The organism is Streptomyces sp. NPDC087215, assembly GCF_044744885.1.
In the GTDB taxonomy this organism is placed as follows: Bacteria; Actinomycetota; Actinomycetes; order Streptomycetales; family Streptomycetaceae; genus Streptomyces.
Window position 1 is genome coordinate 102,173 of record NZ_JBIUZD010000011.1, and the last position, 24,489, is coordinate 126,661.

Annotated in this window: 19 protein-coding genes and 1 pseudogene; 10 read left to right on the top strand and 10 right to left on the bottom strand. The window is 73.4% G+C overall.

Annotated elements, in window-relative coordinates; all coding sequences use genetic code 11:
- Positions 1-25: 25 nt before the first annotated feature.
- Together ACIO92_RS25325 and ACIO92_RS25330 are read left to right on the top strand one after the other, a co-directional pair.
- Positions 26-568 (top strand): nuclear transport factor 2 family protein, encoded by a 543-nt coding sequence (locus tag ACIO92_RS25325; protein WP_366442640.1) that lies wholly within the window; start codon positions 26-28, stop codon positions 566-568.
- 49 nt (positions 569-617) lie between these two features.
- Complete coding sequence (locus ACIO92_RS25330) at positions 618-1,427, top strand: hypothetical protein (RefSeq protein ID WP_401238799.1); 810 nt, start codon at positions 618-620, stop codon at positions 1,425-1,427.
- 93 nt (positions 1,428-1,520) lie between these two features.
- Here ACIO92_RS25330 and ACIO92_RS25335 read toward each other — a convergent pair whose 3' ends face one another.
- On the bottom strand, positions 1,521-2,312 hold the full coding sequence (locus tag ACIO92_RS25335) for a putative protein N(5)-glutamine methyltransferase (RefSeq protein WP_401238802.1): 792 nt from the start codon (positions 2,310-2,312) through the stop codon (positions 1,521-1,523).
- Positions 2,313-2,509: 197 nt separating this feature from the next.
- Positions 2,510-2,995 carry a glutathione peroxidase gene (locus ACIO92_RS25340; RefSeq protein WP_366442637.1) on the bottom strand — a complete coding sequence of 162 codons (486 nt, stop codon included), beginning with the start codon at positions 2,993-2,995 and terminating at the stop codon, positions 2,510-2,512.
- A gap of 36 nt (positions 2,996-3,031) precedes the next feature.
- On the opposite strand from ACIO92_RS25340, the gene ACIO92_RS25345 reads away from it, so the two are divergent.
- A complete protein-coding gene (locus ACIO92_RS25345) occupies positions 3,032-3,322 on the top strand; it encodes a DUF6011 domain-containing protein (RefSeq protein ID WP_402058902.1) in 291 nt (96 codons plus the stop codon).
- A gap of 27 nt (positions 3,323-3,349) precedes the next feature.
- Positions 3,350-3,607: pseudogene (locus ACIO92_RS25350) on the top strand (RNA ligase (ATP)); the annotation flags it as partial.
- Between the two features lie 21 nt (positions 3,608-3,628).
- On the opposite strand, the gene ACIO92_RS25355 reads toward ACIO92_RS25350, so the two are convergent.
- Together ACIO92_RS25355 and ACIO92_RS25360 are read right to left on the bottom strand one after the other, a co-directional pair.
- Positions 3,629-4,492, bottom strand: coding sequence for an acyl-CoA thioesterase II (locus ACIO92_RS25355; RefSeq protein ID WP_366442635.1), 864 nt, complete (start codon positions 4,490-4,492; stop codon positions 3,629-3,631).
- 39 nt (positions 4,493-4,531) lie between these two features.
- Positions 4,532-7,105 (bottom strand): DEAD/DEAH box helicase, encoded by a 2,574-nt coding sequence (locus tag ACIO92_RS25360; protein ID WP_402058904.1) that lies wholly within the window; start codon positions 7,103-7,105, stop codon positions 4,532-4,534.
- A 70-nt stretch (positions 7,106-7,175) separates the two neighbouring features.
- Here ACIO92_RS25360 and ACIO92_RS25365 point away from each other — a divergent pair, with 70 nt between their 5' ends.
- The gene (locus ACIO92_RS25365) at positions 7,176-7,967 is read left to right on the top strand and encodes a metal-dependent hydrolase (protein WP_351783750.1); all 792 of its coding nucleotides are present in this window, start codon (positions 7,176-7,178) and stop codon (positions 7,965-7,967) included.
- Positions 7,968-8,517: 550 nt separating this feature from the next.
- On the top strand, positions 8,518-9,918 hold the full coding sequence (locus ACIO92_RS25370; RefSeq protein WP_366442633.1) for an APC family permease: 1,401 nt from the start codon (positions 8,518-8,520) through the stop codon (positions 9,916-9,918).
- Between the two features lie 70 nt (positions 9,919-9,988).
- Here ACIO92_RS25370 and ACIO92_RS25375 read toward each other — a convergent pair whose 3' ends face one another.
- A complete protein-coding gene (locus tag ACIO92_RS25375; RefSeq protein ID WP_366442632.1) occupies positions 9,989-10,489 on the bottom strand; it encodes a DUF4232 domain-containing protein in 501 nt (166 codons plus the stop codon).
- A gap of 89 nt (positions 10,490-10,578) precedes the next feature.
- On the opposite strand from ACIO92_RS25375, the gene ACIO92_RS25380 reads away from it, so the two are divergent.
- Complete coding sequence (locus ACIO92_RS25380; RefSeq protein WP_402282948.1) at positions 10,579-11,556, top strand: NAD(P)-dependent oxidoreductase; 978 nt, start codon at positions 10,579-10,581, stop codon at positions 11,554-11,556.
- A gap of 116 nt (positions 11,557-11,672) precedes the next feature.
- Here ACIO92_RS25380 and ACIO92_RS25385 read toward each other — a convergent pair whose 3' ends face one another.
- Both ACIO92_RS25385 and ACIO92_RS25390 read right to left on the bottom strand, forming a co-directional pair.
- Positions 11,673-13,454, bottom strand: a complete 1,782-nt coding sequence (locus ACIO92_RS25385; RefSeq protein ID WP_366442630.1) for an ABC transporter ATP-binding protein — start codon at positions 13,452-13,454, stop codon at positions 11,673-11,675.
- Positions 13,451-15,256, bottom strand: coding sequence for an ABC transporter transmembrane domain-containing protein (locus ACIO92_RS25390; protein ID WP_401238819.1), 1,806 nt, complete (start codon positions 15,254-15,256; stop codon positions 13,451-13,453). Before ACIO92_RS25390 ends, ACIO92_RS25385 begins: the two co-directional genes overlap by 4 nt.
- Positions 15,257-15,450: 194 nt before the next feature.
- Between ACIO92_RS25390 and ACIO92_RS25395 the strand changes: the two genes are divergently transcribed.
- Entirely contained in the window at positions 15,451-17,067 is a 1,617-nt protein-coding gene (locus tag ACIO92_RS25395) for a peptide-N4-asparagine amidase (RefSeq protein WP_366442628.1), read from the top strand.
- 53 nt (positions 17,068-17,120) lie between these two features.
- Here the strand turns inward: ACIO92_RS25395 and ACIO92_RS25400 are convergent, their stop codons facing one another.
- From ACIO92_RS25400 to ACIO92_RS25410, 3 genes are all read right to left on the bottom strand, one after another.
- Positions 17,121-18,545: a Gfo/Idh/MocA family oxidoreductase gene (locus ACIO92_RS25400; protein ID WP_366442627.1), complete on the bottom strand. Its 1,425-nt coding sequence runs from the start codon at positions 18,543-18,545 to the stop codon at positions 17,121-17,123.
- Between the two features lie 231 nt (positions 18,546-18,776).
- The gene (locus tag ACIO92_RS25405) at positions 18,777-21,701 is read right to left on the bottom strand and encodes an FAD-binding and (Fe-S)-binding domain-containing protein (protein WP_402282944.1); all 2,925 of its coding nucleotides are present in this window, start codon (positions 21,699-21,701) and stop codon (positions 18,777-18,779) included.
- A 70-nt stretch (positions 21,702-21,771) separates the two neighbouring features.
- Positions 21,772-22,335, bottom strand: a complete 564-nt coding sequence (locus ACIO92_RS25410; RefSeq protein WP_401238828.1) for a MarR family winged helix-turn-helix transcriptional regulator — start codon at positions 22,333-22,335, stop codon at positions 21,772-21,774.
- 91 nt (positions 22,336-22,426) lie between these two features.
- Here ACIO92_RS25410 and ACIO92_RS25415 point away from each other — a divergent pair, with 91 nt between their 5' ends.
- Both ACIO92_RS25415 and ACIO92_RS25420 read left to right on the top strand, forming a co-directional pair.
- Entirely contained in the window at positions 22,427-24,295 is a 1,869-nt protein-coding gene (locus ACIO92_RS25415; protein WP_366442625.1) for an ABC transporter ATP-binding protein, read from the top strand.
- A gap of 49 nt (positions 24,296-24,344) precedes the next feature.
- Complete coding sequence (locus ACIO92_RS25420) at positions 24,345-24,476, top strand: hypothetical protein (RefSeq protein ID WP_366442624.1); 132 nt, start codon at positions 24,345-24,347, stop codon at positions 24,474-24,476.
- Positions 24,477-24,489 lie beyond the last annotated feature (13 nt).

A 24,489-nucleotide genomic window follows, 5' to 3' on the forward strand; every position in this document is an offset into this window, starting at 1 on the left:
CATCAGCGGGAGACGGGAGCACCCCATGACACGCGCGGTCCGCACCCCGGCGGGCATCCGCCCCGCCCTCGCCGTGGCCCTCGTGCTCACCCTCGTCGCGGGCGCCTTCGCGGCCTGGGCGGGCCGGGACTGGTACGCGGCGGCCCACGACGGGTCCGCCGCGTACGCCGAGCAGCGCGACCGCGCCCTCGCGGCGGGCGAGCAGGCCGTGCAGAACCTCAACACGCTCGACCACCGCGAGGTCGACCGGGGGATCGACCTCTGGGAGTCCTCCACGACCGGCGAACTGCACAAGCAACTCGTCGAGGGGCGGGCGGAGTTCACCGACCAGGTGAAGACCGCCAGGACGGTGACCACCGCCCGGGTGCTCTCCGGCGCGGTCACCGAGCTGGACGACCGGGCCGGGCGCGCCCGGGTGCTCGTCGCCCTGCGGGTCACGGTCACCACCCCCGACTCCAAGAGCACCGACAAGGACAGCCGCATGTTGGGCGAGCTCACCCGCGCCGACGGCCAGTGGAAGCTCAGCGGCCTGGGGCAGGCCCCCGTGGGCGGTACGTCGACCGGCTGACCGGGGCCGTACCCCCAGGAGCCACCCGCACCCGAAAGGACACCGCACGATGCCGACGCCCCGTCACCACCTCAACCGCCAGCGCCGCCGACAGGCCCTCGCCGAGCAGTCGGCCCCCGCGCCCGCCGCTCCGGAGGGAGCCGGGTCCCGCACCTCCACGGGCCTGCTCACCGAGCCCGCCCCGCGCACCCGGCCACGCCCGGCGGCGACGCCCGTACGGGCCGGGGAGCCGGAGCGGACGGCCGGGAGGCCCGGGGCCGGGGACGGCGCGGGGGAGCGCGGTGACCGGGCTGCCGGGACGCCGCCCCGCTCCCTCGTGCCGCTCGTCGTCCTGTGCGTCCTGACCCTGCTCCTCGGCGGTTTCGCGGGCCTGGCGCACAGCAGGGCGGGCGCGCTGCGCGACGATCCGGCGCGCGCCAACACGGCCCTCTCCGACCTGGCGCGCACCAGCGAGATCAAGGGGCAGACCACGGCGGCGGTCGCCGCGCTCTTCTCCTACGACCACGCAGGCCCGGCCCCCTTCGAGCGGGCCCGCGAGACCCTCCTCACCGGGAAGGCCGTCGACCAGCACCGGGCCCTGTTCGACGCGGTGCTGGCGAAGGCGGCCGAGCAGAAGTCGGTGATCACCACCGTGGTCACCGACAGCGCGGTCGAGCGGATCGACGGCGACCGCGCCCGGGTCCTGGTCTACGCCGACCAGAGCAGCGTCAGCACGGCGGGGACGCGGGGCGCCAAGAGCGGCTCGAAGGGGTCGAAGGCCCTCGACCAGGGGGTGTACGCGGGCGCCATGTTCGCCGTGGACATGGTGCGCGTCGACGGCCGCTGGCTGGTCGGGGGCATCGACACCTTCGGCCGCTGAGCCGACGGCCCCGAGCCCCGCTCCCGCCAGTCCGTCCCGGTCGCTCCGAGCTCCCTCTCACCGGTCCGCCGGGGCCGCCCCGAGCCCTTCCCGTCAGCCCTTCCGGGTCGCCACGAGCACGGTCGCGTACCGCTCCTCGCAGCCGACGATCCGGGGCTCCAGACCGTGCGCGGCCACCGCCTCCGTCGCACGGGCGGCCTGCCGTTCGCCGGTCTCGACCAGCAGCCGTCCGCCGGGCGCCAGCCACCGGGGCGCCTCGGCGGCGACCCGGCGCAGCACGTCGAGCCCGTCGGGGCCGCCGTCCAGCGCGACCAGCGGTTCGTGCTCCCGGGCCTCCGGCGGCAGCAGGCCGACCTCGCCGGTCGGTACGTACGGGACGTTGGCGACGAGGATCTCGATCCGGCCCCGCAGCGCGGCGGGGAGCGGGGCGAAGAGGTCGCCCTCGTGGACCCGTCCGCCGCGCGGCTCGATGTTCCGGCGGGCGCAGCGCACCGCGGCGGGGGCGATGTCGGAGGCGTGCACCCGCGCGCCGGGCACGGCGGAGAGCAGGACCGCGCCCGCCGCGCCGGAGCCGCAGCACAGGTCGACGCAGAGGGCGCCGGGCGGGGCGAGCGCCACGGCCCGTTCGACGAGGAACTCGGTCCGCCGCCGGGGCACGAAGACACCGGGGTCCACGCCGACGCGCAGCCCGGCGAAGTCGGCCCAGCCGACGACGTGTTCGAGGGGGATCCCGGCGGTGCGGCGTGCGACGAGGACGTCGAGTTCGTCGGCGTCCCGCGCCGTGGAGAGGAGGACGTCCGCCTCGTCCTCGGCGAACACACAGCCCGCCGCGCGGAGCCGGGAGACGGTGGAGGGACGAAGGGACAGCGAGGGGTCGAGCGACATGAGACCTTCCGGGGAGCCGGGAAGGGAGGCTCCCGCGGCCGCTACGACCGGGCCGGTGGAACGGCCGCCGTGGGGGAGCTTCCCGCCTGCGTGGTGCTGATGGGTCCCACCTCCTCGGTCGTGTGTGCCGAACCCGCCCATCCTACCCCGGGCGGCCCGGGAACGATCATCCCGGGCCGCTCGCGGGGCGGGCGGGCTCAGTCCGCGAGCGCCGCCTCGACGGCGGCCACCAGCTCGGGGGCGTCGGGCTCGGTGCGCGGGCGGAAGCGGGTGACCCGGCCGTCCCGGCCGACGAGGAACTTCTCGAAGTTCCACTGGACGTCACCGGCCTCGCCGTCGGCGTCGGCGGTCCGGGTCAGCTCCGCGTAGAGCGGGTGGCGGTCCGGGCCGTTGACGTCGGTCTTCTCCAGGAGCGGGAAGGACACCCCGTACGTCGTCGAACAGAAGGTGCCGATCTCCTCGGGGGTGCCGGGTTCCTGGCCGCCGAACTGGTTGCAGGGCACCCCGAGCACGGTGAGCCCGCGCTCGCCGTACTCCTTCTGCAGCCGTTCGAGACCGGCGTACTGCGGGGTCAGACCGCACCGGGAGGCGACGTTCACGACCAGCACCGCACGGCCGAGGTGGTCGGCGAGCGAGACCGGTTCGCCGGTCAGGGTCTTCAGCGCAATGTCGTACAGGCTCATGGACTGCTCCTCGTCGGGATGAGGTTTGATCTCAGCATGGGTGACGAACCACTGGCAATCACGCTCGACCCGGCCGACTCCGGTACGGGCGGCTCCGCCGACTCCGCCGACGGCACCGGGCGCTCCCCGCGCCGGGTGTCCTGCAAGCTGTGCGGCCGCCCGCTGACCGGCGCGGGCTCCCGTCGCACCGGCCTCGGCCCGACCTGCGACGCCAAACTCCATCCCCCGGCCCCCGGCATCCGTACCCGCCGCCACGAGGTGGCCCAGGACCCGCTGCCCGGCACCGAACCGGAGGGCGACCCCGGCGACCCCGGCGACGGCCGGTGAGGCCACCACCCGGCATTTCGACCGCCCTTCGGGGCCAAGGGCCTAGCCCTCCGGGAGGACCCGCGCAACCTGTACGGGCGGGCCGTCCGCGCCCATGACCTGCCCGCCGTCGCGCGGCGCCTCGCGGCCCGGCTCGGCGCCCGCCGCGTCGGGCTCTTCGGTGAGGTGTACGGCTCCGGGGTGCGGGAACTCGCCCACGGCGCCGACGCCCGTACGGACGCCATCGGTTGCGCCCTCTTCGACGGGGCGGCCGAGACCGGCGGAGAGGTCCGGAGCCTCCGGCCCGGCAGGCGCGGCGCCCCCGGGTCACAGCTTGCGGAACAGGCCCTCCTGGACCACGGACACCAGAAGCCGTCCGGCACGGTCGTAGATCCGGCCACGGGCGAGCCCCCGGCCGCCCGTGGCGATCGGCGACTCCTGGTCGTACAGGAACCACTCGTCGGCCCGGAACGGCCGGTGGAACCACATCGCGTGGTCCAGCGACGCCATGTCGAAACCGCGCGGACCCCACAACGGCTCGACCGGGATGCGCACCGCGTCCAGGAGCGTCATGTCCGAGGCGTACGTCAGCGCGCAGGTGTGCACCAGCGGGTCGTCGCCCAGCGGCCCCACGGCCCGCATCCACACCGCCGAACGCGGGTCCGCGCCCTCGGCCTCCTCATGCGTCCAGCGCAGCCGGTCCACGTACCTGATGTCGAAGGGCTGCCGCCGGGCCATCCTCTCCAGGGCCTCGGGGAGCGCCCCGAGGTGGTCGCGGATCTCGTCCGCGACCGTGGGCAGCGTCTCCGGGTCCGGCACGTGCCGGGGCGGCAGCTGGTGCTCGAAGCCCGCCTCCTCCGGCGCGTGGAAGGAGGCCGTCAGATTGAAGATCGTCCGGCCCTCCTGCACGGCCGTGACCCGGCGGGTCGTGAACGAACGCCCGTCCCTGACCCGCTCCACCTGGTACACGATCGGCACACCCGGACGGCCCGGCCGCAGGAAGTACGCGTGCAGCGAGTGCACCGGCCGTCCCTCCGCCACGGTCCGGCCCGCCGCCACCAGTGCCTGCCCGGCGACCTGCCCGCCGAAGACCCGCTGGAGGGACTCCTGGGGACTGCGCCCACGGAAGATGTCGACCTCGATGCGCTCCAGGTCGAGCAGGTCGACGAGCCTCTCGGCGGGATTGGTCACCTTCGTCTCCTCACGCTCTCGGTGGTGGTGTTCCCGGGCCTACAGCTGTCCGACGGACGTCACGCGCAGGACCGCGCGGCCCTCCCCGTCGGAGGCGGCGAGGTCCACCTCGGCGCTGATGCCCCAGTCGTGGTCGCCGTTCGGGTCGGCGAAGGTCTGCCGGACGCGCCACAGACCGTGCGCCGCGTCCTCCTCGATGTTCAGCAGCTTCGGCCCGCGCGCGTCCGGGCCGGTGCCGAGGTCGTCGTACTCGTCCCAGTACGCGTCCATCGCCTCGCCCCACGCGTCGGCGTCCCAGCCCGACTCCGCGTCCAGCTCGCCGAGCGCCGACAGGTTGTCGAGGGCGGCCAGCTCCACCCGGCGGAACATCGCGTTGCGCACCAGGACCCGGAAGGCACGGGCGTTGGCGGTGACCGGCTTGACCTGGTCGGCCTTCTCCTGCGCCTCCTCGGCCGTCTGCACCTCCGGGTTGGCCAGCTGCTCCCACTCGTCGAGCAGCGAGGAGTCCACCTGACGCACCATCTCGCCCAGCCAGGCGATCAGGTCCTCCAGGTCCTCGGTCTTCAGATCGTCCGGGATGGTGTGGTCCAGCGCCTTGAACGCGCCCGCGAGGTACCGCAGCACGATGCCCTCGGTCCGCGCCAGCTCGTACCAGGAGGTGAACTCGGTGAACGTCAGCGCCCGTTCGTACATGTCACGGACGACCGACTTCGGCGACACGGGATGGTCGCCGACCCACGGGTGCGACGTCCGGTAGACGTCGTACGCGTGCCAGAGCAGCTCCTCCAGCGGCTTCGGGTACGAGATCTCCTGGAGCCGCTCCATCCGCTCCTCGTACTCGACGCCGTCCGCCTTCATCCGCCCCACGGCCTCACCGCGCGCCTTGTTCTGCATGGCGGCGAGGATCTGGCGCGGATCGTCCAGCGTCGACTCCACCACGGACACCATGTCCAGGGCGTACGAGGGGGACTCCGGGTCCAGCAGGTCGAACGCGGCGAGCGCGAACGTGGACAGCGGCTGGTTGAGCGCGAAGTCCTGCTGGAGGTCGACCGTGAGCCGGATCGTGCGGCCCTCCGCGTCCGGCTCGGCCAGCTGCTCCACCACACCGCCGTCGAGCAGCGAGCGGTAGATCGCGATGGCCCGGCGGATGTGCCGCAACTGCGCCTTGCGCGGCTCGTGGTTGTCCTCCAGGAGCTTGCGCATCGCCTCGAACGCGTTCCCCGGCCGTGCGATCACCGACAGCAGCATGATGTTGGTGACCTTGAAACGGGAGGTCAGCGGCTCGGGCTCGGCCGCGATCAGCCTCTCGAAGGTGGTGTCGCTCCAGGCGACGAAACCCTCCGGGGCCTTCTTGCGGACCACCTTGCGGCGCTTCTTCGGGTCGTCGCCCGCCTTCGCCAGGGCCTTCTCGTTCTCGATGACGTGCTCGGGCGCCTGCGCCACGACGAACCCCGCCGTGTCGAAACCGGCCCGCCCCGCCCGCCCGGCGATCTGGTGGAACTCCCGGGCGCGCAGCGTCCGCACCCGGTTGCCGTCGTACTTGGTGAGGGCCGTGAAGAGCACCGTGCGGATCGGCACGTTCACCCCGACGCCCAGGGTGTCCGTCCCGCAGATCACCTTCAGGAGACCCGCCTGCGCCAGCTTCTCGACCAGCCGCCGGTACTTGGGCAGCATCCCCGCGTGGTGCACGCCGATGCCGTGACGCACATAACGCGAAAGGTTCTGGCCGAACTTGGTGGTGAAGCGGAAGTTGCCGATCAGCTCGGCGATCTTGTCCTTCTCCTCGCGCGTGCACATGTTGATGCTCATCAGCGACTGCGCCCGCTCGACGGCCTGCGCCTGGGTGAAGTGCACGATGTAGACCGGCGCCTGCCTGGTCTCCAGGAGCTCCGTCAGGGTGTCCGTGATCGGGGTGAGCCGGTACTCGTACGACAGCGGCACCGGGCGGGTCGCCGAGCGGACCACCGAGGTCGGACGCCCGGTCCGCCGGGTCAGGTCCTTCTCGAACATCGACATGTCGCCGAGGGTCGCCGACATCAGCACGAACTGAGCCTGGGGGAGTTCCAGGAGCGGGATCTGCCACGCCCAGCCGCGGTCCTGCTCGGCGTAGAAGTGGAACTCGTCCATGACGACCTGGCCGATGTCGGCGTACTTGCCGTCCCGCAGCGCGATCGAGGCCAGTACCTCCGCCGTGCAGCAGATCACCGGCGCGTCGGCGTTCACGGAGGCGTCACCGGTCAGCATCCCGACGTTCTCGGTGCCGAAGATCTTGCACAGGTCGAAGAACTTCTCCGACACCAGGGCCTTGATCGGCGCGGTGTAGAAGGTGACCTGGTCCTTCGCCAGCGCCGTGAAGTGCGCCCCCGCCGCGACCAGGGACTTCCCCGATCCGGTGGGGGTGGACAGGATCACGTTGGCCCCGGAGACGACCTCGATCAGCGCTTCTTCCTGAGCCGGGTAGAGCGTGATGCCCTGCTCCTCGGCCCAGGAGGAGAAGGCCTCGAAGAGGGCGTCGGGGTCGGCTGTCGGCGGAAGCTGATCGATAAGGGTCACGCCCCCATCTTGCCTGGATTCCGCCCGGATGAGGGAACCGGCCACCGGAACGAAGATCACGAACGATAGGATCTTCCGTCGACCGGTCGTCAACCGAACACCGGCGCGGGAGAGACGGGGCGGGCCAACCATGATGGGACCGGCGCATTCACTGTCCGGAGCGGCGGCCTGGCTGGGGGTCGGGGCGCTCGCGGCGGCCTACGACCGACCGATGCCCTGGCCCGTTCTCGTCGTCGGCGCGCTCATCTGCGCGGGCGCCGCCCTCGCCCCGGACCTCGACCACAAGTCGGCGACCATCTCGCGCGCCTTCGGACCCGTCTCCCGGGGCCTGTGCGAGATCGTCGACAAGCTGTCGTACGCCGTCTACAAGGCGACCCGCTCCTCCGCCGACCCGCGCAGGTCCGGCGGCCACCGCACCCTCACCCACACCTGGCTCTGGGCGGTCCTGATCGGCGGCGGCGCCTCCTTCGCGGCCGTCACCGGCGGCCGGTGGGCGGTCCTGGCCATCCTCTTCGTCCATCTGGTGCTCGCCGTGGAGGGCCTGCTGTGGCGGGCCGCCCGGATGTCCAGCGACGTCCTGGTCTGGCTGCTCGGCGCGACCAGCGCCTGGATACTCGCGGGCGTCCTCGACAAGCCCGGCAACGGCTCCGACTGGTTCTTCACCGGCCCGGGCCAGGAGTACCTGTGGCTGGGCCTGCCGATCGTGCTCGGCGCCCTCGTCCACGACATCGGCGACTCCCTGACCGTCTCCGGCTGCCCGGTCCTCTGGCCGATCCCGGTCGGCAGGAAGCGCTGGTACCCGATAGGCCCGCCGAAGGGGATGCGCTTCCGGGCCGGGAGCTGGGTCGAGCTGAAGGTCCTGATGCCCGCCTTCATGCTCCTCGGCGGCGTCGGCGGAGCCTCGGCCCTCGGCTTCTTCTAGCCTTTCCGGCCTCCTCCCGGCCTCCCGGGCCCCTTCCGGCCCCCGATCTCCCGGGCCGCCTGATCTTCCGGCCCCCTTCCGGTCCCCGGATCTTCGGGTCCCTCCCGCTCTTCTCCCGGTCCTCCGGACCTTCCGGCTCCCACCGGTCCACCGGCTCCTCCCGGTCCTTCACGGTGCTTCCCGCTCCTCCGGAGCGGCAGGCCGGTTCCGGGAGGCTCCTCGACCTCCTTCGGCGGTTCTTCCAGGGCCCCGCCCGGCGCGCTCGCGCCGGGCGGGGCCCTTCGCATGGCAAAGCGCGGGAAAAGCCTTCCCCGAGGTGCTGCGGTTCCCGTACGGGGCGCTTCCCCGGTCTTGACGCGTCCTTGACGCCCCCCGGGGCGTCCGAGCAGCCCCCACGGCAACGGATTCCGCAGGCACCGAGCCATTGACCCGCTGTTCAGCGGGGGTTTCCATGCAGCCCGGGAGCAACGCACCCCTCACATCACCGGCCGCCCCGGAGGCGATACCGCTCCCGCTCGGAAAGACCGCACGCACCGATCGGAACCGCCTGATGACCGACACCCTCAGCGCACCCCACGCCCCGGCCCCCCGGACCGGCCCCGAGCCGCAGAAGCTCAAGCGCTCCATCGGCGTCGTCGGCGGCACCCTCCTCACGCTCTCCTGCGTCACCCCCGCCTCCACCCTCTTCGTGGTCGTCCCCGACCTCTTCGGCAGCGTCGGCACCTTCACCGCCCTCACGATCGCCATCGGCTCGCTGCTCTGCGTCGGCGTGGCCTTCGTCTACTCGGAGCTGGGCACCCTCGTCCCCAGCGCGGGCGGCGAGTACGCGATCGTCTCCACCCTCGCCGGGCGGCTCGCGGGCTGGCTGGTGTTCGTGCTCTCCCTGCTCGTGGTGATGATCGTGCCGCCGGTGATCTCCATGGGCACCGCCGACTACCTCGCGCCGCTGGTGCACATCCCCGCCCCGGTCGCCGGAGCGGGCGTCATGCTCCTGGCGACCCTGGCCGGACTGCTCGACCTGCGCGCCAACGCCTGGATCACCGGCGTCTTCCTCGTCCTGGAGGTGATCGCCGCGGGCCTCGTCGCGGTCCTCGGCCTCACCCACGCCCAGCGCGGCCCCGGCGCCCTGTTCCACGGCCAGGTCGCGGGCGAGGGCGGCACCCACGCGCTCGTCACCGGCGGCCTCGTCGTCTCCGGCCTCGCCATCGCGCTCTTCGTCACCCAGGGCTTCTCGACGGCCGTCTACCTCTCCGAGGAGCTGGAGAACCCGCGCCGCAACGTGGCCCGCACGGTCCTCGCCACGCTCGCCATCTCCACCGCCGTCATCCTCGTGCCGGTCGTCGCCATCACCCTCGGCGCCGACGACCTCGGAGCCCTCACCGGCGGTGACATCAGCGGCATGATCACCGCCTGGTCCAACTCCACCGTCGGCACCTTCATCAGCCTCTGCGTCGCCCTCGCCATCATCAACGCGGGCATCGTGATGGTCATCCAGAACTCCCGCGTGCTGTTCGCCTCCGCCCGCGACAAGGCCTGGCCCGAGCCGGTCAACGACGCGCTGTCCCGGCTCGGCCGGTTCGGCTCGCCGTGGGTGGCCACCCTCCTGGTGGGCGTGCCGGGCGCCGCGCTCTGCTTCGTCGATCTCGACACCCTCTACGGCGTCACCGGGGTCTCCGTCACCGGCATGTACCTGCTCGTCGCGGTCGCCGCCCTGTTCAGCCGCCGGGGCGCGCACCGCGAGGTCGCGGCCTGGCGGATGCCGCTGTGGCCCGCCGTCCCGGTCCTGCTCATCGGCGTCCTCGCGTACGTCCTGTCCACACAGGAGACCGAGTACCTGCTCTGGACCGGTGGCATCACCGCCGTCGCCACCCTGTACTGGGCGTTCTACCTGCGCCCCCGCCAGGACACCCGCTGGCTGGTCAGCGTCCCCGAGGACGAGCTGCCCGGCTGACCCGGGCACGGAAACCGGGGACACGGGGGGAGGCCGGGGCGGTGGGGCCGCCCGGCCTCCTCCGCACGGGTCAGGAGCCCTGCTGGACGGGGCCGACGAGGGTTCCGGCGGCGACGCGCAGCGAGCCCTCGGCGAACGACGTGCCGGGGATCTGTCCGCCCGGGGCCCGGAGCGTGAAGGACACCTCGTCCGCCGCGACCTGGCGGGCGTCGGAGGGGACCTGGATGTCGAAGTGCACCGGACGGCCGGGGCCGAAGGTCACCGCGGTGCGCTGGTCGCCGTACTCGCCCGGGGTGATCCGGGTCGGGTCGCCGTGCCCGGAGAACCGCACGTCCGTCGGCGAACCCGCCAGGACACAGGTGGCGTAACCGCGCGGGGCCGTCAGGGTGACGCGATAGTGGTGGTGACCGGCGCTCGCGGGCGCGGTGGTGACCTTCGCCAGATGGTTGGCCGGACGACAGGCGGAGGGAGCGGGGCCGGAGTCCGCCGGGGCGGCCAGGGCGACGGCAGGGGCCGTAGCGGCCAGCAGCAGGGCGGCGACGGCGGCGGCGGTCTTGCGGTGGTTGCGCATGGGGTTCCTTGCCTCGCTCGACGGTCCGGCGGACGTTCCGGGCCGGAACCATGGTCAGTGCGAGGAGTTCCCCCTCCCGCCGCCGGGGAATGTCCCAGAACCGTCACGGGCACGGATTCCGGAACTCCCGTGCCCGTACCCGAGAGGACCCCACCACCATGACCGAACCGAACACCCGCACCGCAGGACCCACCGTCGCCGTCCTCGGTACGGGGATCATGGGCGCCGCGATGGCCCGCAGCCTGGTCCGGGCCGGACACGCCGTCCGCGCCTGGAACCGCACCCGGGACAAGGCGGAACCGCTCGCCGCCGACGGGGTGGAGGTCGTCGGCACCCCGGCGGAGGCCGTCCGGGACGCGGACGCCGTCCTGACCATGCTGTACGACGGGCCCGCCGTCCTCGACGTGATGGCGCGGGCCGCCGGGGCCCTGCGTCCCGGCACGCTCTGGGCGCAGTCGACCACCGTGGGCGTCGAAGCGATCGGCGAGCTGGCCGGCTTCGCCCGTGCGCACGGTCTCGTCTTCTTCGACACCCCCGTCCTCGGCACCCGGGAGCCCGCCGAGGCCGGGCGGCTGACGGTCCTGGCGGCGGGTCCGGACGAGCACCGCGGGGCCGTGGCCCCCGTCCTGGACGCGATCGGCGCCCGTACGGTGTGGACCGGCGAGGACGGGGCGGCGGGCAGCGCCACCCGGCTCAAGCTCGTCGCCAACAGCTGGGTCCTCGCCGTCACCAACGCGACCGGTGAGGTCCTGGCCCTGTCCAGGGCCCTCGGGGTCGACCCGCGGAGCTTCTTCGACGCGGTCGAGGGCGGCGGACTCGACATGCCCTATCTGCGGGCCAAGGCCGCGCTGGTCCTGGAGGACCGGCTGTACCCGCCCCAGTTCGCCGTGGACACCGCCGCCAAGGACGCCCGTCTCATCGTCGAGGCCGGGCGGCGGCACGGGGTCCGCCTCGACGTCGCCGCCGCGGGCGCGGCCCGCATGGAGCGCGCCTCGGCGGCGGGACACGGCGCCGAGGACATGGCCGCCGCCTACTTCGCCAGCTTCGAAGACCCGGACCGCGCCTGAACCCGGCGGTCCGGGGCCGGTCCTGGATCCGGCGGTCCGGGGCGACCCCGGTCCCGGAGCGGCCCCGGTCCAGGGGCCGCCCACCGGACGCCGTCGAACACCCCGCCCCGGCCGGGTCAGCCGTGCCAGGACCGCCACAGGGCCGCGTAGGCGCCGTCCGCCGCGACCAGCTCCGCGTGGCTGCCCAGCTCGGTGATCCGGCCGCTCTCGACCACCGCGATCAGATCGGCGTCGTGCGCGGTGTGCAGCCGGTGCGCGATGGCCACGACCGTCCGCCCGTCCAGGACCCGGGCGAGGGAGCGCTCCAGGTGCCGGGCCGCCCGGGGGTCGAGCAGCGAGGTCGCCTCGTCGAGGACCAGCGTGTGCGGGTCCGCCAGGACCAGCCGGGCCAGCGCGATCTGCTGCGCCTGCGCCGGGGTCGTCGTCCGGCCGCCCGAACCGACCTCGGTGTCCAGGCCCCCGTCCAGGGCCCGCGCCCACCCCTCGGCGTCCACCGCCGCGAGCGCCGCCCACAGCTCGGTGTCCGTCGCGTCCGTCCTGGCCAGGAGCAGGTTGTCGCGGAGGCTGCCGACGAAGACGTGGTGCTCCTGGTTGACCAGGGCCACGTGCTCACGGACCCGCTCGGCGGGCATCCGGGCCAGCTCGGCCGCGCCGAGCGTCACCGAACCCGTCCGGGGCGCGTAGATCCCGGCGAGCAGCCGCCCGAGGGTGGACTTGCCCGCGCCCGAAGGGCCGACCAGGGCCAGCCGGGTGCCGGGCGCCACCCTCAGGGACACCTGATGGAGCACGTCGACGCCCTCGCGGTAGCCGAACCCGACCTCGTCCGCGCGGACCGCGCGGCCCTCCGGTCGCACCCGCTCGTCGCCCGCCTCCGGCTCGATGTCCCGGACGCCCACGAGCCGGGCCAGCGACACCTGCGCGACCTGGAGTTCGTCGTACCAGCGGAGCACGATCCCGATCGGGTCCACCAGCATCTGCGAGAGCAGGGCGCCGGTCGTCAGCTGGCCCACGTCGATCCAGCCCTGGAGCACGAACACCCCGCCGAGCAGGAGCACCGCGCACAGCACCGTCGTATGGGTGAGGTTGACGACCGGGAAGAGCACCGACCGCAGGAAGAGCGTGTACCTCTCCCACGCGACCCACTCGGTGATGCGCCGGTCCGACAGGGCGATCCGGCGGGCGCCGAGGCGGTGCGCCTCGATCGTGCGGCCCGCGTCGACGGTCTCCGCCAGCGCCCCGGCCACCGCCGCGTATCCGGCGGACTCCGAGCGGTACGCGGCGCCCGCCCGCTTGAAGTACCAGCGGCAGCCCACGACGAGCAGGGGCACGGCGAGCAGCGAGGCGAGCGCCAGCGGCGGCGCCGTCACGGCGAGACCGCCGAGCAGGAGCCCCGCCCAGACGACGCCGATGGCCAGTTGGGGCACGGCCTCCCGCATCGCGTTGGAGAGCCGGTCCACATCGGTGGTGATCCGGGAGAGCAGATCTCCCGTCCCGGCCCGTTCGAGGACGCCCGGCGGCAGGCCGACCGCCCGGACCAGGAAGTCCTCGCGCAGGTCGGCGAGCATCTCCTCGCCGAGCATCGCCCCGCGCAGCCGGACCAGCCGTACGAAGAGGGTCTGGACGAGCAGGGCGCCCGCGAACAGCGCGACCGTGCGCTCCAGATGGACCTCGCGGGCCCCCGAGGCCAGCGCGTCGACCACCGAGCCCAGCAGGTACGGGCCGACCATCGAGGCGATCACGGCGACCGCGTTCACCCCGACGAGCAGCGCGAACGCCCGGCGGTGGCGGCGCAGCAGTTCGCGGACGTAGCCGCGGACGGTCGCGGAGACGGCGACGGGCAGTGTCGTCGCGGTCGTCGGGGCGGCCGGGTCGTACTCCGGAGGCGCCAGGCCGATCATGCCGATTCCCCTTCCAGTGCTTCGATCCCGGCGAGGGGTCCGGCCGTCGGGCCGGGCTCCTCGACGGGATCGCGGGTGACGACCGCCCGGTAGCGGGGCTCCCGGGCGAGCAGGTCGCGGTGGCTGCCCACGGCGACGGCCTGCCCCTCGTGGACCAGGACGACCCGGTCGGCGCGGTCCAGGAGCAGCGGCGAGGAGGCGAGGACCACGGTGGTCCTGGCCCGGCGCAGCTCGCCGATGCCCGCGGCGACCCGGGCCTCGGTGTGGGCGTCGACCGCCGAGGTGGGTTCGTCGAGGACGAGCACCTCCGGGTCGGCGACCAGGGAGCGGGCGAGCGCGAGCCGCTGGCGCTGGCCGCCGGAGAGCGACCGGCCCCGCTCGGTGACATGGGTGCGCATCGGGTCGCCGCCGTTGTCCGCGGCGGCCTGGGCGAGGGAGTCGAGGACGTCCTCGCACCGGGCCGCGGCCAGTGCCCGTTCGGCGGACACCGCGCCGGAGGAGGGCACGTCGAGCAGTTCGCCCAGGGTGCCGGAGAGCAGGACCGGGTCCTTGTCCTGGACGAGGACGGCGGTGCGGACGGTCTCCAGCGGCAGTTCGTCCAGCGGGACCCCGCCGAGGAGGACCGAGGTGTGGCCGTCCTCCGGTTCGGCCGGGTGTCCGCCGAGCCGGTCGGCGAGCCGTCCGGCGAGGTCGGGGTCGCCGCAGACGACGGCGGTGAACAGACCGGCCGGGGCCCGCAGGCCGGTCGCCGGGTCGTACAGGTCGCCGGTGGCCTCGCGGTCCTCGCCCCCGGCGGTGACCGTGTCGGTACGGGTGAGGGCGAGGACCCGGGCGGCCCGCTTCGCGGACGGCCGGGAGAAGGAGAAGGCCATCGCGATCTCCTCGAAGTTGCGCAGCGGGTGGTAGGTGAGGGCCACGGCGCTGTAGACGGTGACCAGTTCGCCGACGCCGATCCGCCCGTCGAGCGCGAGCCGGGTGCCGTACGCGACGACGCCGATGAGCAGGAGTCCGGGCAGCACGACCTGGGACGCGGAGATCAGCGCCCACATGCGGGCACTGTGCACGGCCGCCTCGCGGACCTCCTGGGAGGCGGCCCGGTAGCGGCTGAGGAAGAGGTCCTCGCCGCCGATGCCCCGCAGCACCCGGAGTCCGGCGACGGTGTCGGAGGCCAGCTCGGTGGCCCGGCCGGCCTTCTCGCGCTGGATGTCGGCCCGGCGGGTCGCGCGGGGGAGCAGCGGGAACGCGGAGAGGGCCAGGACGGGGACGCCGAGGGCCACCACGACGCCCAGCGCGGGCTGGTAGAAGAGGAGTCCGACGCAGACGATCACCAGGGTGACGGCGCCCGCGGCGAAGCGGGAGAGGGCCTCGACGAACCAGCCGATCTTCTCGACGTCGCCGGTGGAGACGGCGACGACCTCGCCCGCGGCGACCCGGCGGGTCAGCAGGGAGCCGAGCGCGGCGGTCTTGCGCGAGAGGAGCTGCTGCACCCGGGCGGAGGCGGTGATCCAGTTGGTGACGGCGGTGCGGTGCAGCATCACGTCGCCGAGGGCGATGGCCGCGCCGAGGACGAGGAGCAGCCCGCCGGTCAGCGCGAGGCGTCCGCCGTCGCGGCGCACCACGGCCTCCACGGCGATGCCGATGGCGAAGGGGAGTCCGGCGATGCCCAGGTGGTGGAGCAGCCCCCACAGCGTGGCCTTCACCTGACCGGCGAGTTGTCGGCGGCCGAGCCAGACGAGGAACCGGGTGCCCGAGCGGACGTCCGGGACCCCTGGGTCGGCATGGGGAAGATCTCGAATCTGCATGGCGTCGCAGGGTCTCCGGGTCCGTCTCGGGGGGAACGCGCGCCGGGGGTGTGCGACGGCGGGGGGAAGCCGTGCAAGGTTCGCCTCTCCACCGCCCGGCGGCAATCGATTTTTCCCACGGTGGCACAGATCGCGCCATGTCCGCTCATCGTCCTCTGGACCGGCCGGTGGTGACCGCGCTTCACTTCCGCCCCATGGGATCACCCAAGATCATGAGAATGCTCAGCGGTCTGGTGCTGGCGGCCGGAGCCGTCCTGACCGTCCCCCCGGCCGCCGCCGAGAGCCCCGACCGCCCCGCGCCACCGGCCGAGTTCACCGCTGACTGGCACGATCCGGTCACCGCGGCCCCGCCGGTCACCACTCCGGGCACCCGCACCTGTGAGGTGGTCCTCGCCGCCGCCCGGTTCCGGGACTTCACCCCCTACCAGGGGAACTACACCCCGCCGAAGAAGTGCGGCACCCGCTGGAACAAGGTCGTCCTGCGCCTCGAAGGGGCGGTGAAGGGCCGCCAGTACGACCGCCTCGGCCACCTCTCCGTCGGCGGGGTGGAGATCCTCCGCACCTCCACCCCGCAGCCCTCGCCCGAAGGCATCACCTGGTCCGTGGAGAAGGACGTCACCCGCTACCGGGACGTCCTCGGCCGCCCGGGACCCGTGGAGATGCTCATCGGCAATGTCGTGAACGAGACCTACACCGGCGTCCTCGACGTCCGCGCCACCCTCACCTTCCACACCGCCGAGGGCCGGGTGGAGCCCGCCGCGGACACCCCCGACCGGGTGCTCCCGCTCACCGGCGGCACCCTCACCACCCCGCGCAACACCGAGCGGGTCCTCGCCGAGGTGTACGCCACCGGGTCCGGCGGCGGCTGCGAGGAGTACTGGTACCTCACCGTGCCCGAACCCGCCCCCTACTCCTGCCGGGCGGCGGACGGACCCCACCGGGAGGTCCGCGTCTCGGTCGACGGGCGGCTCGCGGGCATCGCCGCCCCCTTCCCCACGGTCTGGACCGGCGGCTGGTCGAACCCCTTCCTCTGGTACGTCACTCCCGGTCCGCGGGCCTTCGACGTCCAGCCGCTGGTCTACGACCTGACGCCGTTCGCCGCCCTCCTCAACGACGGGCGCCCGCACCGGGTGGAGGTCACCGTCGCCGGGGTCCCGGCCGGTACGACGGGCTGGTCCGTCCCCGCCAACGTGCTGCTCTGGCAGGACGAGGGCAGCCGGGTCGTCACCGGCGCCCTCGACCGGCACGAGGAGAGCGTCCCGCGCGGCTCCTCCGTCCACACCCCGGCGGGCGGCGGCGCCTCCGACCGGGTCGACACCGGGGCCGAGCACCGGCTCACCGTCGCCGGGCACCTGAACACCTCGCACGGCCGGGTGGTGACCACCGTCGACCGGAGCGTGGCGCACACCTCCGTCCACCGCTGGGGCGCGGGCGAGAACCCGGACGCGTTCACCGGACGGTGGACCGACCGGGAGACCGTGACCACCGGCCGGACCGTCACCCGCGCCGACCGGACGTACACCATGGACGGGGAGACGACGACCGGCGCGGGGGACCGGCTGCGGACCGTCCTCACCCTCGGGGACCGCGCCGACGTCCGCGTCCTGCGCGACGGACGCCGTGTCTCCTGGTCCCGGCTGGACGACACCTGGAGCGGGGACGCCACGTACACCACGGGTGTCCCGCGCGACCAGCGGCACGCCGTCGGCACCACCCGTGAGCGCTACCGGCTGTACGGCTCCGAGGGCTGCTGGGACCGGAGCCTGACGAGCGTCCAGGGCACCCTCACCGAGGACCGGCGCCGCTGCTGAACGCACCGGTGCCCCGGCCCCGTCGAGGGGCCGGGGCACCGGCGCGCGCTCCGTCAGACGGGCTTCACCGAGTCCACCCCGGGGCGGGCCCTGCGCCACTCGCCCCGGGTGAAGTCGGGGATGTCCTGGGGGGCGCCCTTGGCCCTGACGGAGGCGTCGCTGAGCGGCACCGGGGCCGTCCAGGTGGCCGCGTCGTACACGTCGAAGTCGGGCACCAGGCCCAGCCGTACGCACTGCATCAGGCGGTAGACCATGATGTAGTCCATGCCGCCGTGGCCGCCCGGCGGGTTGGCGTGGTCCTTCCACAGCCAGTGGTCGTACTCGGCCGCGTACGCCGAGAAGTCGCCCCACTCGTCGTCCTTGTGGTCCGGCTCCAGGTAGATCCGTGCCGGATAGTCCTCGAAGACGCCCCGGGTGCCGCCCAGGCTGTTGATCCTGCTGTACGGGTGCGGGGTCGAGACGTCGTGTTCGAGGCGGATCACCCGGCCGAGCGCCGTCCGCACCATGCTGACCGTCCGGTCGCTCCCGACGTACGACTCCTTCCAGCTCGGGTCGCCGGACGGCATGTGCGCCGCCCGGTACTCCGCCAGACCGAGCGCCGGGGTGCCGAAGCTGCTGATGCTCACCACCCGGTCGCCCCGGTTGACGTCCATGTAGTTGGCGACCGGGCCGAAACCGTGGTTGGGGTAGAGGTCGCCGCGCAGCCGGGTGTGCCAGAGACGGCGCCAGGGGCCCTCGTAGTACGTCGGGGAGAACATCAGACCGCGCAGGTCGTGGTTGTACGCCCCGGCGCCGTGCAGCAGCTTGCCGAACTTCCCGGCGTGCGCCATCCGCAGGACCCGCATCTCGTTCCGGCCGTAGCAGCAGTTCTCCAGCTGCATACAGTGGCGGCGGGTCTGCTCGGAGAGGTCCACCAGCTCCCACAGCTCGTCGAGCCGCATCGCGACCGGACACTCCACGCCGACGTGCTTGCCGTTCAGCATCGCGGCGCGCGCGACGGCGAAGTGGCTGTCCCACGGGGTGGCGACGTACACGAGGTCGACGTCGGAGCGGGCGCAGAGCCGCTCGTAGTCCTCCTCGCCGTTGGCGTACACGGCGGGCGCGGGGCGGCCCGAGGCGGTGACCGCCTTGACGGCCTGTTCGGCCTTGTCGCGGACCGGGTCGCAGACCGCGGTCACCTGGACCCAGGGCAGCGACAGGAAGTGGCCGATCATGCTGCTGCCCCGGTTGCCGTAGCCGACGATGCCGATCCGGACGGCGGACCGGCGTTCGAAGGGCACTCCGGCCATGGTGGCGCCGCGTCTCTCGGGGGCGGCGGCGGTCCCGGTGGTGTCCTCCGGCGGCGCGGCGGGGACGGAACCGGCGGCGGCGTGGGCCGTCGGGGCGCCGAGGGCGCCGATGCCGAGGCCCGCTCCGGCGGCGGCGGTGCCTCTGAGGACGTTGCGGCGGCTGGGGACGTGGGGTGTCTGCTCGCTCATGGAACCTCCCGGACGGTGTGCACGGCTGTCTCATGAATCCCGCACAGGACCCTGGCCCCGGAAGCCGACGGTCCGCAAGGGCGCCGACGGGACACTCACGACGGGTAGCTGGACCCTACTGTTCCGTATCGCGTGCCGAACGGCAGCGAACACCCACCGTCACTCGAACATACGAAGGGCTCCTCACCACAAGGGGTGAGGAGCCCTCTGTACAGGGGTTTTGACGTGGAGTCAGGGGCGCGTGGCGTATTCCAGGGCGAGCAGCACCGACCCGTAGCGGCGGCCCGTCGCCCGGTCCATGCCGATCTCGCACATCCGGTTGGCCGAAAGGTGCGCGTCGAAGGGGCGGGCCGTGACCTCCGCCGCTTCGCGGGCCGTGGCCGAGGCCGTCAGCTCCGGGTGCAGCATCCCCCGGTCCCCGGCGAAGGCGCAGCAGCCCGCGTCGAGGGGCACGACGACCTCCTCCGCGCAGGCCCCGGCCAGCTCCGTCAGCCGGTCCTCGTCGCCCAGGTGCCGCATGGAGCAGGTGGGATGGACCACGGCGGAGCCGACCCTCCGGCGCACGTCGAGCCGGGGGAGCAGTTCGTCCGCCGCCCACACCAGCGAGTCCAGCACGGTCAGTTCGGCGTGCAGCTCCCGGTTGGCGTCCGTCAGGTAGGGCACCACCTCGTGCGCGATGCCGAGCGTGCACGAGGAGGCGTCCACCACCAGCGGCAGCTTCCCGCCCGCCGTCCAGCCCCAGGCCGCCTCGACGATCCGGTTCGCCATCACCTCGTTGCCCCGCGCGTACCCCTTGGAGTGCCAGATCGTCGCGCAGCACGTGCCGGTGACGTCGTCCGGGATCCACACCGGCCGCCCGGCCCGCGCCGACACGGTGACGACGGCCTCCGGCAGCGAGGGGCCGCGCGTGCCCTCGGGGTTGCCGAAGATGCGGTTCACACAGGCCGGGTAGTAGACGGCGACGGCCGCCGGGCGGTGGGTGCGCGGCAGCCGCCGGGGCGCCGCACCGGGGATCTCCGGCAGCCACTCCGGTACGAGATCGGGGCGGACCGCCCGGCGGGCCAGGCCCGTCACCCGTTCCAGGACCCGGTCGCCGATCAGGTCGGCGGCGGCGACCGCGAGCCGGGCGGCGGTCTCCACCGCCCGGAAGTTCCCGGCGGTGAGGGCGGCGATCCGTTCCTCGCGCGGCGAGTGCCGTTCGTGCCGGAACTCCTTCATCAGCGCCCCGGTGTCGATGCCGACCGGGCAGGCCAGCTTGCAGGTGGAGTCGCCCGCGCAGGTGTCGACGGCGTCGTAGCCGTACGCCTCCAGGAGCCGGGCCTCGACCGGGGAGCCGTCGCCCTGCCGCATCATCTCCCGGCGCAGCACGATCCGCTGGCGCGGAGTGGTCGTCAGGTCGTGGCTGGGGCAGGTCGGTTCGCAGAAGCCGCACTCGATGCAGGGGTCGGCGACCGGCTCCACGGCGGGGATGGTCTTGAGGCCGCGCAGATGGGCGTGGGGGTCGCGGTCGAGGACGATCCTCGGGGCGAGCACCCCGTCGGGGTCGAGGGCCGCCTTGGTCCGCCACATCAGCTCGGTCGCCTTCGGGCCCCATTCCAGTTCCAGGAAGGGCGCGATGTTCCGGCCGGTGGCGTGCTCCGCCTTGAGGGAGCCGTCGAAGCGTTCCACCGTCACCCGGCAGAACTCGTCCATGAAGGCCGCGTACCGCCCGACGTCGGCGGGGTCGGCCGCGTCGAAGGCGAGGAGGAAGTGCAGGTTGCCGTGGGCCGCGTGCCCGGCGACGGCCGCGTCGAAGCCGTGCCGGGACTGGAGGTCGAGCAGGGTCGCGCAGGCCTCGGCGAGCCGTGCCGGGGGCACCGCGAAGTCCTCGGTGATCAGGGTCGTACCGGAGGGGCGGGAGCCGCCGACCGCCGTCACGAAGGCCTTGCGGGCCTTCCAGTAGCCGGAGATCCTGCCCGGGTCGCGGGTGAACGCGTTGTCCACGGACGCCACCGGGGCCACCAGGTCGAGCCCGGCGAGGACCTCCTCGGCCCGCCGCTCGTACGTCTCCCGCGCCGCCGCGTCCGGCGCCCGGAACTCGACCAGGAGCGCGGCGGTGTCCCGGGGCAGACCGGCCCAGTCCGCCGGGACGCCCGGCACGCTCACCGAGGCCCGCAGGGTGTTGCCGTCCATCAGCTCCACGGCCGACGCCCCGGCCTCGTTGAACAGCGGCACGGCGGCGGCCGCGGCGGGCAGCGAGGGGAAGAAGAGCAGCGCCGTGGTCACCTCGCGGTCCAGCGGCAGGGTGTCGAAGACGACCTCCGAGATGAACCCGAAGGTGCCCTCGGAGCCGACCATCAGTCCGCGCAGGATGCCCGCCGGGGTGTCGGCGTCGAGGAAGGCGTCGAGCCGGTAGCCGTTGGTGTTCTTGATGGCGTACTTGGCGCGGATGCGGGCGGTCAGCGCGGTGTCCGCCTCGATCTCGCCCTTCAGGGCGAGCAGCTCCGCGCAGAGCCTCGGCTCGGCGCGGGCCAGTTCCTCGTCGGCGTCCGGGGCACCGGTGTCCACCACGGTCCCGCTGGGCAGCACGAAGGTGAGCGAGGAGACGGTCCGGTACGAGTTCCGGGTGGTCCCGGCGGTCATGCCGGAGGCGTTGTTGGCGACGACCCCGCCGATGGTGCAGGCGATGGCGCTGGCCGGGTCGGGGCCGAGGACCCGGCCGTACGGGGCGAGGGCCGCGTTGGCCCGGACGACGGTGGTGCCGGGGCGGATCCGGGCCCGCGCGCCGCCGTCCAGGACCTCGACGCCCACCCAGTGGCGGCGCACGTCGACGAGGATGTCCTCGCCCTGGGCCTGTCCGTTGAGGCTGGTCCCGGCGGCCCGGAAGACGACCTCGCGGCCCTTGCCGTGGGCGTAGGACAGGACGGTGGAGATGTCGTCGATGTCCTCGGCGACCACGACGACCTGCGGGACGAAGCGGTAGGGGCTGGCGTCCGAGGCGTAGCGGACCAGGTCGGAGATCTTCGACAGGACCTTCCCGGGGCCGAGCAGCCCGGTCAGTTCCTCGCGCAGGCGCCTCGGTGTGCCCCGGGCCTTGAGCTCGGGCACGCGGTCCGGGGCGGGGCTCCGCTCCGTGCCGGGGCGGAGGGCCTGGGGGTTCGGCTCAAGCAGCGGCATGTCACGGCTCCCCTTCGGCGCGTTCCCGGCCCCGGGGGCCCCTGCCGCCGGGGCAGGACCCCGCCGGGGGTCAGCAGCCGCCCTCCGGGCCCGGATCGACCAGGGCGGACAGCAGACCTCCGAGCACCTCGCGCTGGTCGACGGTCAATGGAGCAAGGATGTCCTCTGCGGCGGCCCGGCGCGCGCTGCGCAGCTCCCGCAGCGTGGCGCGTCCCTCGTCGGTGAGCTCGATCCGTATCACCCGGCGGTTGGCCGGGTCGGGCACCCGGCGCACCCGGCCGGCGTCCTCCAGACCGTCGACGAGGCTGGTCACCGCGCGCGGGACGACTTCGAGCCGGGCCGCGAGGTCGGCCATCCGGGGCGGCTCCCCGAAGTGCGCGACGGTCCGGAGCAGCCGGGACTGGGCGGGGGTGATGCCGACCGGTTCGAGATGGCGCTTCTGGATGCGGTGCAGGCGCCGGGTGAGCCGGAGGAGCTGCTCGGCGAGGAGTCCGTCGGCGTCGGACCCGCCCGGACGGCCGGTCCGGGCGGGGACGGTGCCGGCGGACGGTGCCGGTACGGCGGTGCGCGCGGCGGCCCCGGTCGGTGCGGGCTCGGCGGGGACGGCTCCGGTCGGGACGGCGGAGATGCTCATGCGGGAACAATATCAGGAGGTAGTTCATTGTGAACATAGGTAACAATGAGCTAGGCTCTGACCGACCACCGCCGATCCCCCGAGGGAGCCCATGCGCCCCGACGACCGGTCCGAATGGACGCCCCCGCCCCGCGATCCCGCCCAGCCGAGGGAGCCCGCGCAGCTGCGGCGCATCCTCCGGCTCTTCCGCCCCTACCGCGCGCGCCTCGCGCTCGTCGGCCTCCTGGTCGGCGCCGCCTCGCTCGTCACGGTCGCCTCCCCCTTCCTGCTCAAGGAGATCCTGGACACCGCGATCCCCCAGGGCCGTACCGGGCTGCTCAGCCTGCTCGCCCTCGGCATGATCGCCACCGCCGTCCTGACCGGCGTCTTCGGCGTGCTCCAGACCCTGATCTCCACCACCGTCGGCCAGCGGGTCATGCACGACCTGCGCACCGGGGTGTACGAGCAGCTCCAGCGTATGCCGCTGGCCTTCTTCACCCGCACCCGCACCGGCGAGGTGCAGTCCCGCATCGCCAACGACATCGGCGGGATGCAGGCCACCGTGACCTCCACGGCGACCTCCCTGGTGTCCAACCTCACCGCCGTCGTCGCCGGCGTCGTCGCCATGCTCGCCCTCGACTGGCGTCTCACCGCCGTCTCCCTGCTCCTGCTCCCGGTCTTCGTCTGGATCAGCCGCCGGGTGGGCCGCGAGCGCAAGCGGATCACCACCCAGCGCCAGAAGCAGATGGCCGCCATGGCCGCCACCGTCACCGAGTCCCTCTCGGTCAGCGGCATCCTCCTCGGCCGGACCATGGGCCGCGCCGACTCGCTGACCAAGTCCTTCGCCGAGGAGTCCGAGCGGCTCGTCGACCTCGAAGTGAGCTCCTCCATGGCCGGCCGGTGGCGGATGTCCACCATCGGCATCGTCATGGCCGCCATGCCCGCCCTGATCTACTGGGCCGCGGGCATCGCCATGTCCCCGGGCGGCCCGGCCATCTCGCTCGGCACCCTCGTCGCCTTCGTCTCGCTCCAGCAGGGCCTCTTCCGGCCCGCCGTCAGCCTGCTCTCCACCGGTGTGCAGATGCAGACCTCCCTCGCCCTCTTCCAGCGCATCTTCGAGTACCTCGACCTGCCCGTGGAGATCGGTGAACCCGCCGAGCCGGTCCGGCTCCCCGAGATCCGGGGCGAGGTCGGCTTCGAGAAGGTCGTGTTCCGTTACGACCCCGAGGGCGGGGGCCGCCCCACCCTCGACGGCATCGACCTCACGGTCCCCGCCGGAGGCAGCCTCGCCGTCGTCGGCCCCACCGGCTCCGGCAAGTCGACCCTCAGCTATCTGGTGCCCCGGCTGTACGACGTCACCGGCGGCCGGGTCACGGTCGACGGGGTGGACGTGCGCGACCTGGACTTCGACACGCTCGCCCGTGCGATCGGCGTGGTCTCCCAGGAGACGTACCTCTTCCACGCCTCGGTCGCCGACAACCTCCGCTTCGCCAAGCCGGACGCCACCGGCGCGGAGATCGAGGCGGCGGCCCGCGCCGCCCAGATCCACGACCACATCGCCTCGCTGCCCGAGGGCTACGACACCCTGGTCGGCGAGCGCGGCTACCGCTTCTCCGGCGGCGAGAAGCAGCGCCTGGCCATCGCCCGCACGATCCTGCGCGACCCGCCCGTGCTGATCCTCGACGAGGCCACCAGCGCCCTGGACACCCGTACGGAGCACGCCGTGCAGCAGGCCATCGACTCCCTGTCCGAGGGCCGCACCACGATCACCATCGCCCACCGCCTCTCCACCGTCAGGGACGCCGACCAGATCGTCGTCCTGGAAGCGGGGCGGATCGCCGAGCGGGGCACCCACGAGGAACTCCTCGCACGGGACGGGCGGTACGCGGCCCTGGTCCGCCGGGACGCGCGCGGCGCCCTGGACGCCACCACGCTCGACGAACAAACGAACGTGGGAGCGGTTGTTCCCCAGAACGTGTGATCGTTCTGGTATCCATTGCCCAACTCCCGTACGGCGTCCGATGATTGCGGTGCGCGTTCGACGAGCTGCAGACCGTCACCGCGCAGTCCCACTGATGTACCTGTACGAGGAGAAGCACCACATGAACGTCATCACCAACCTGCTCGCCGGCGTCTTCCACTTCCTGGGATGGCTCGTCTGACGATCGCAGTGCC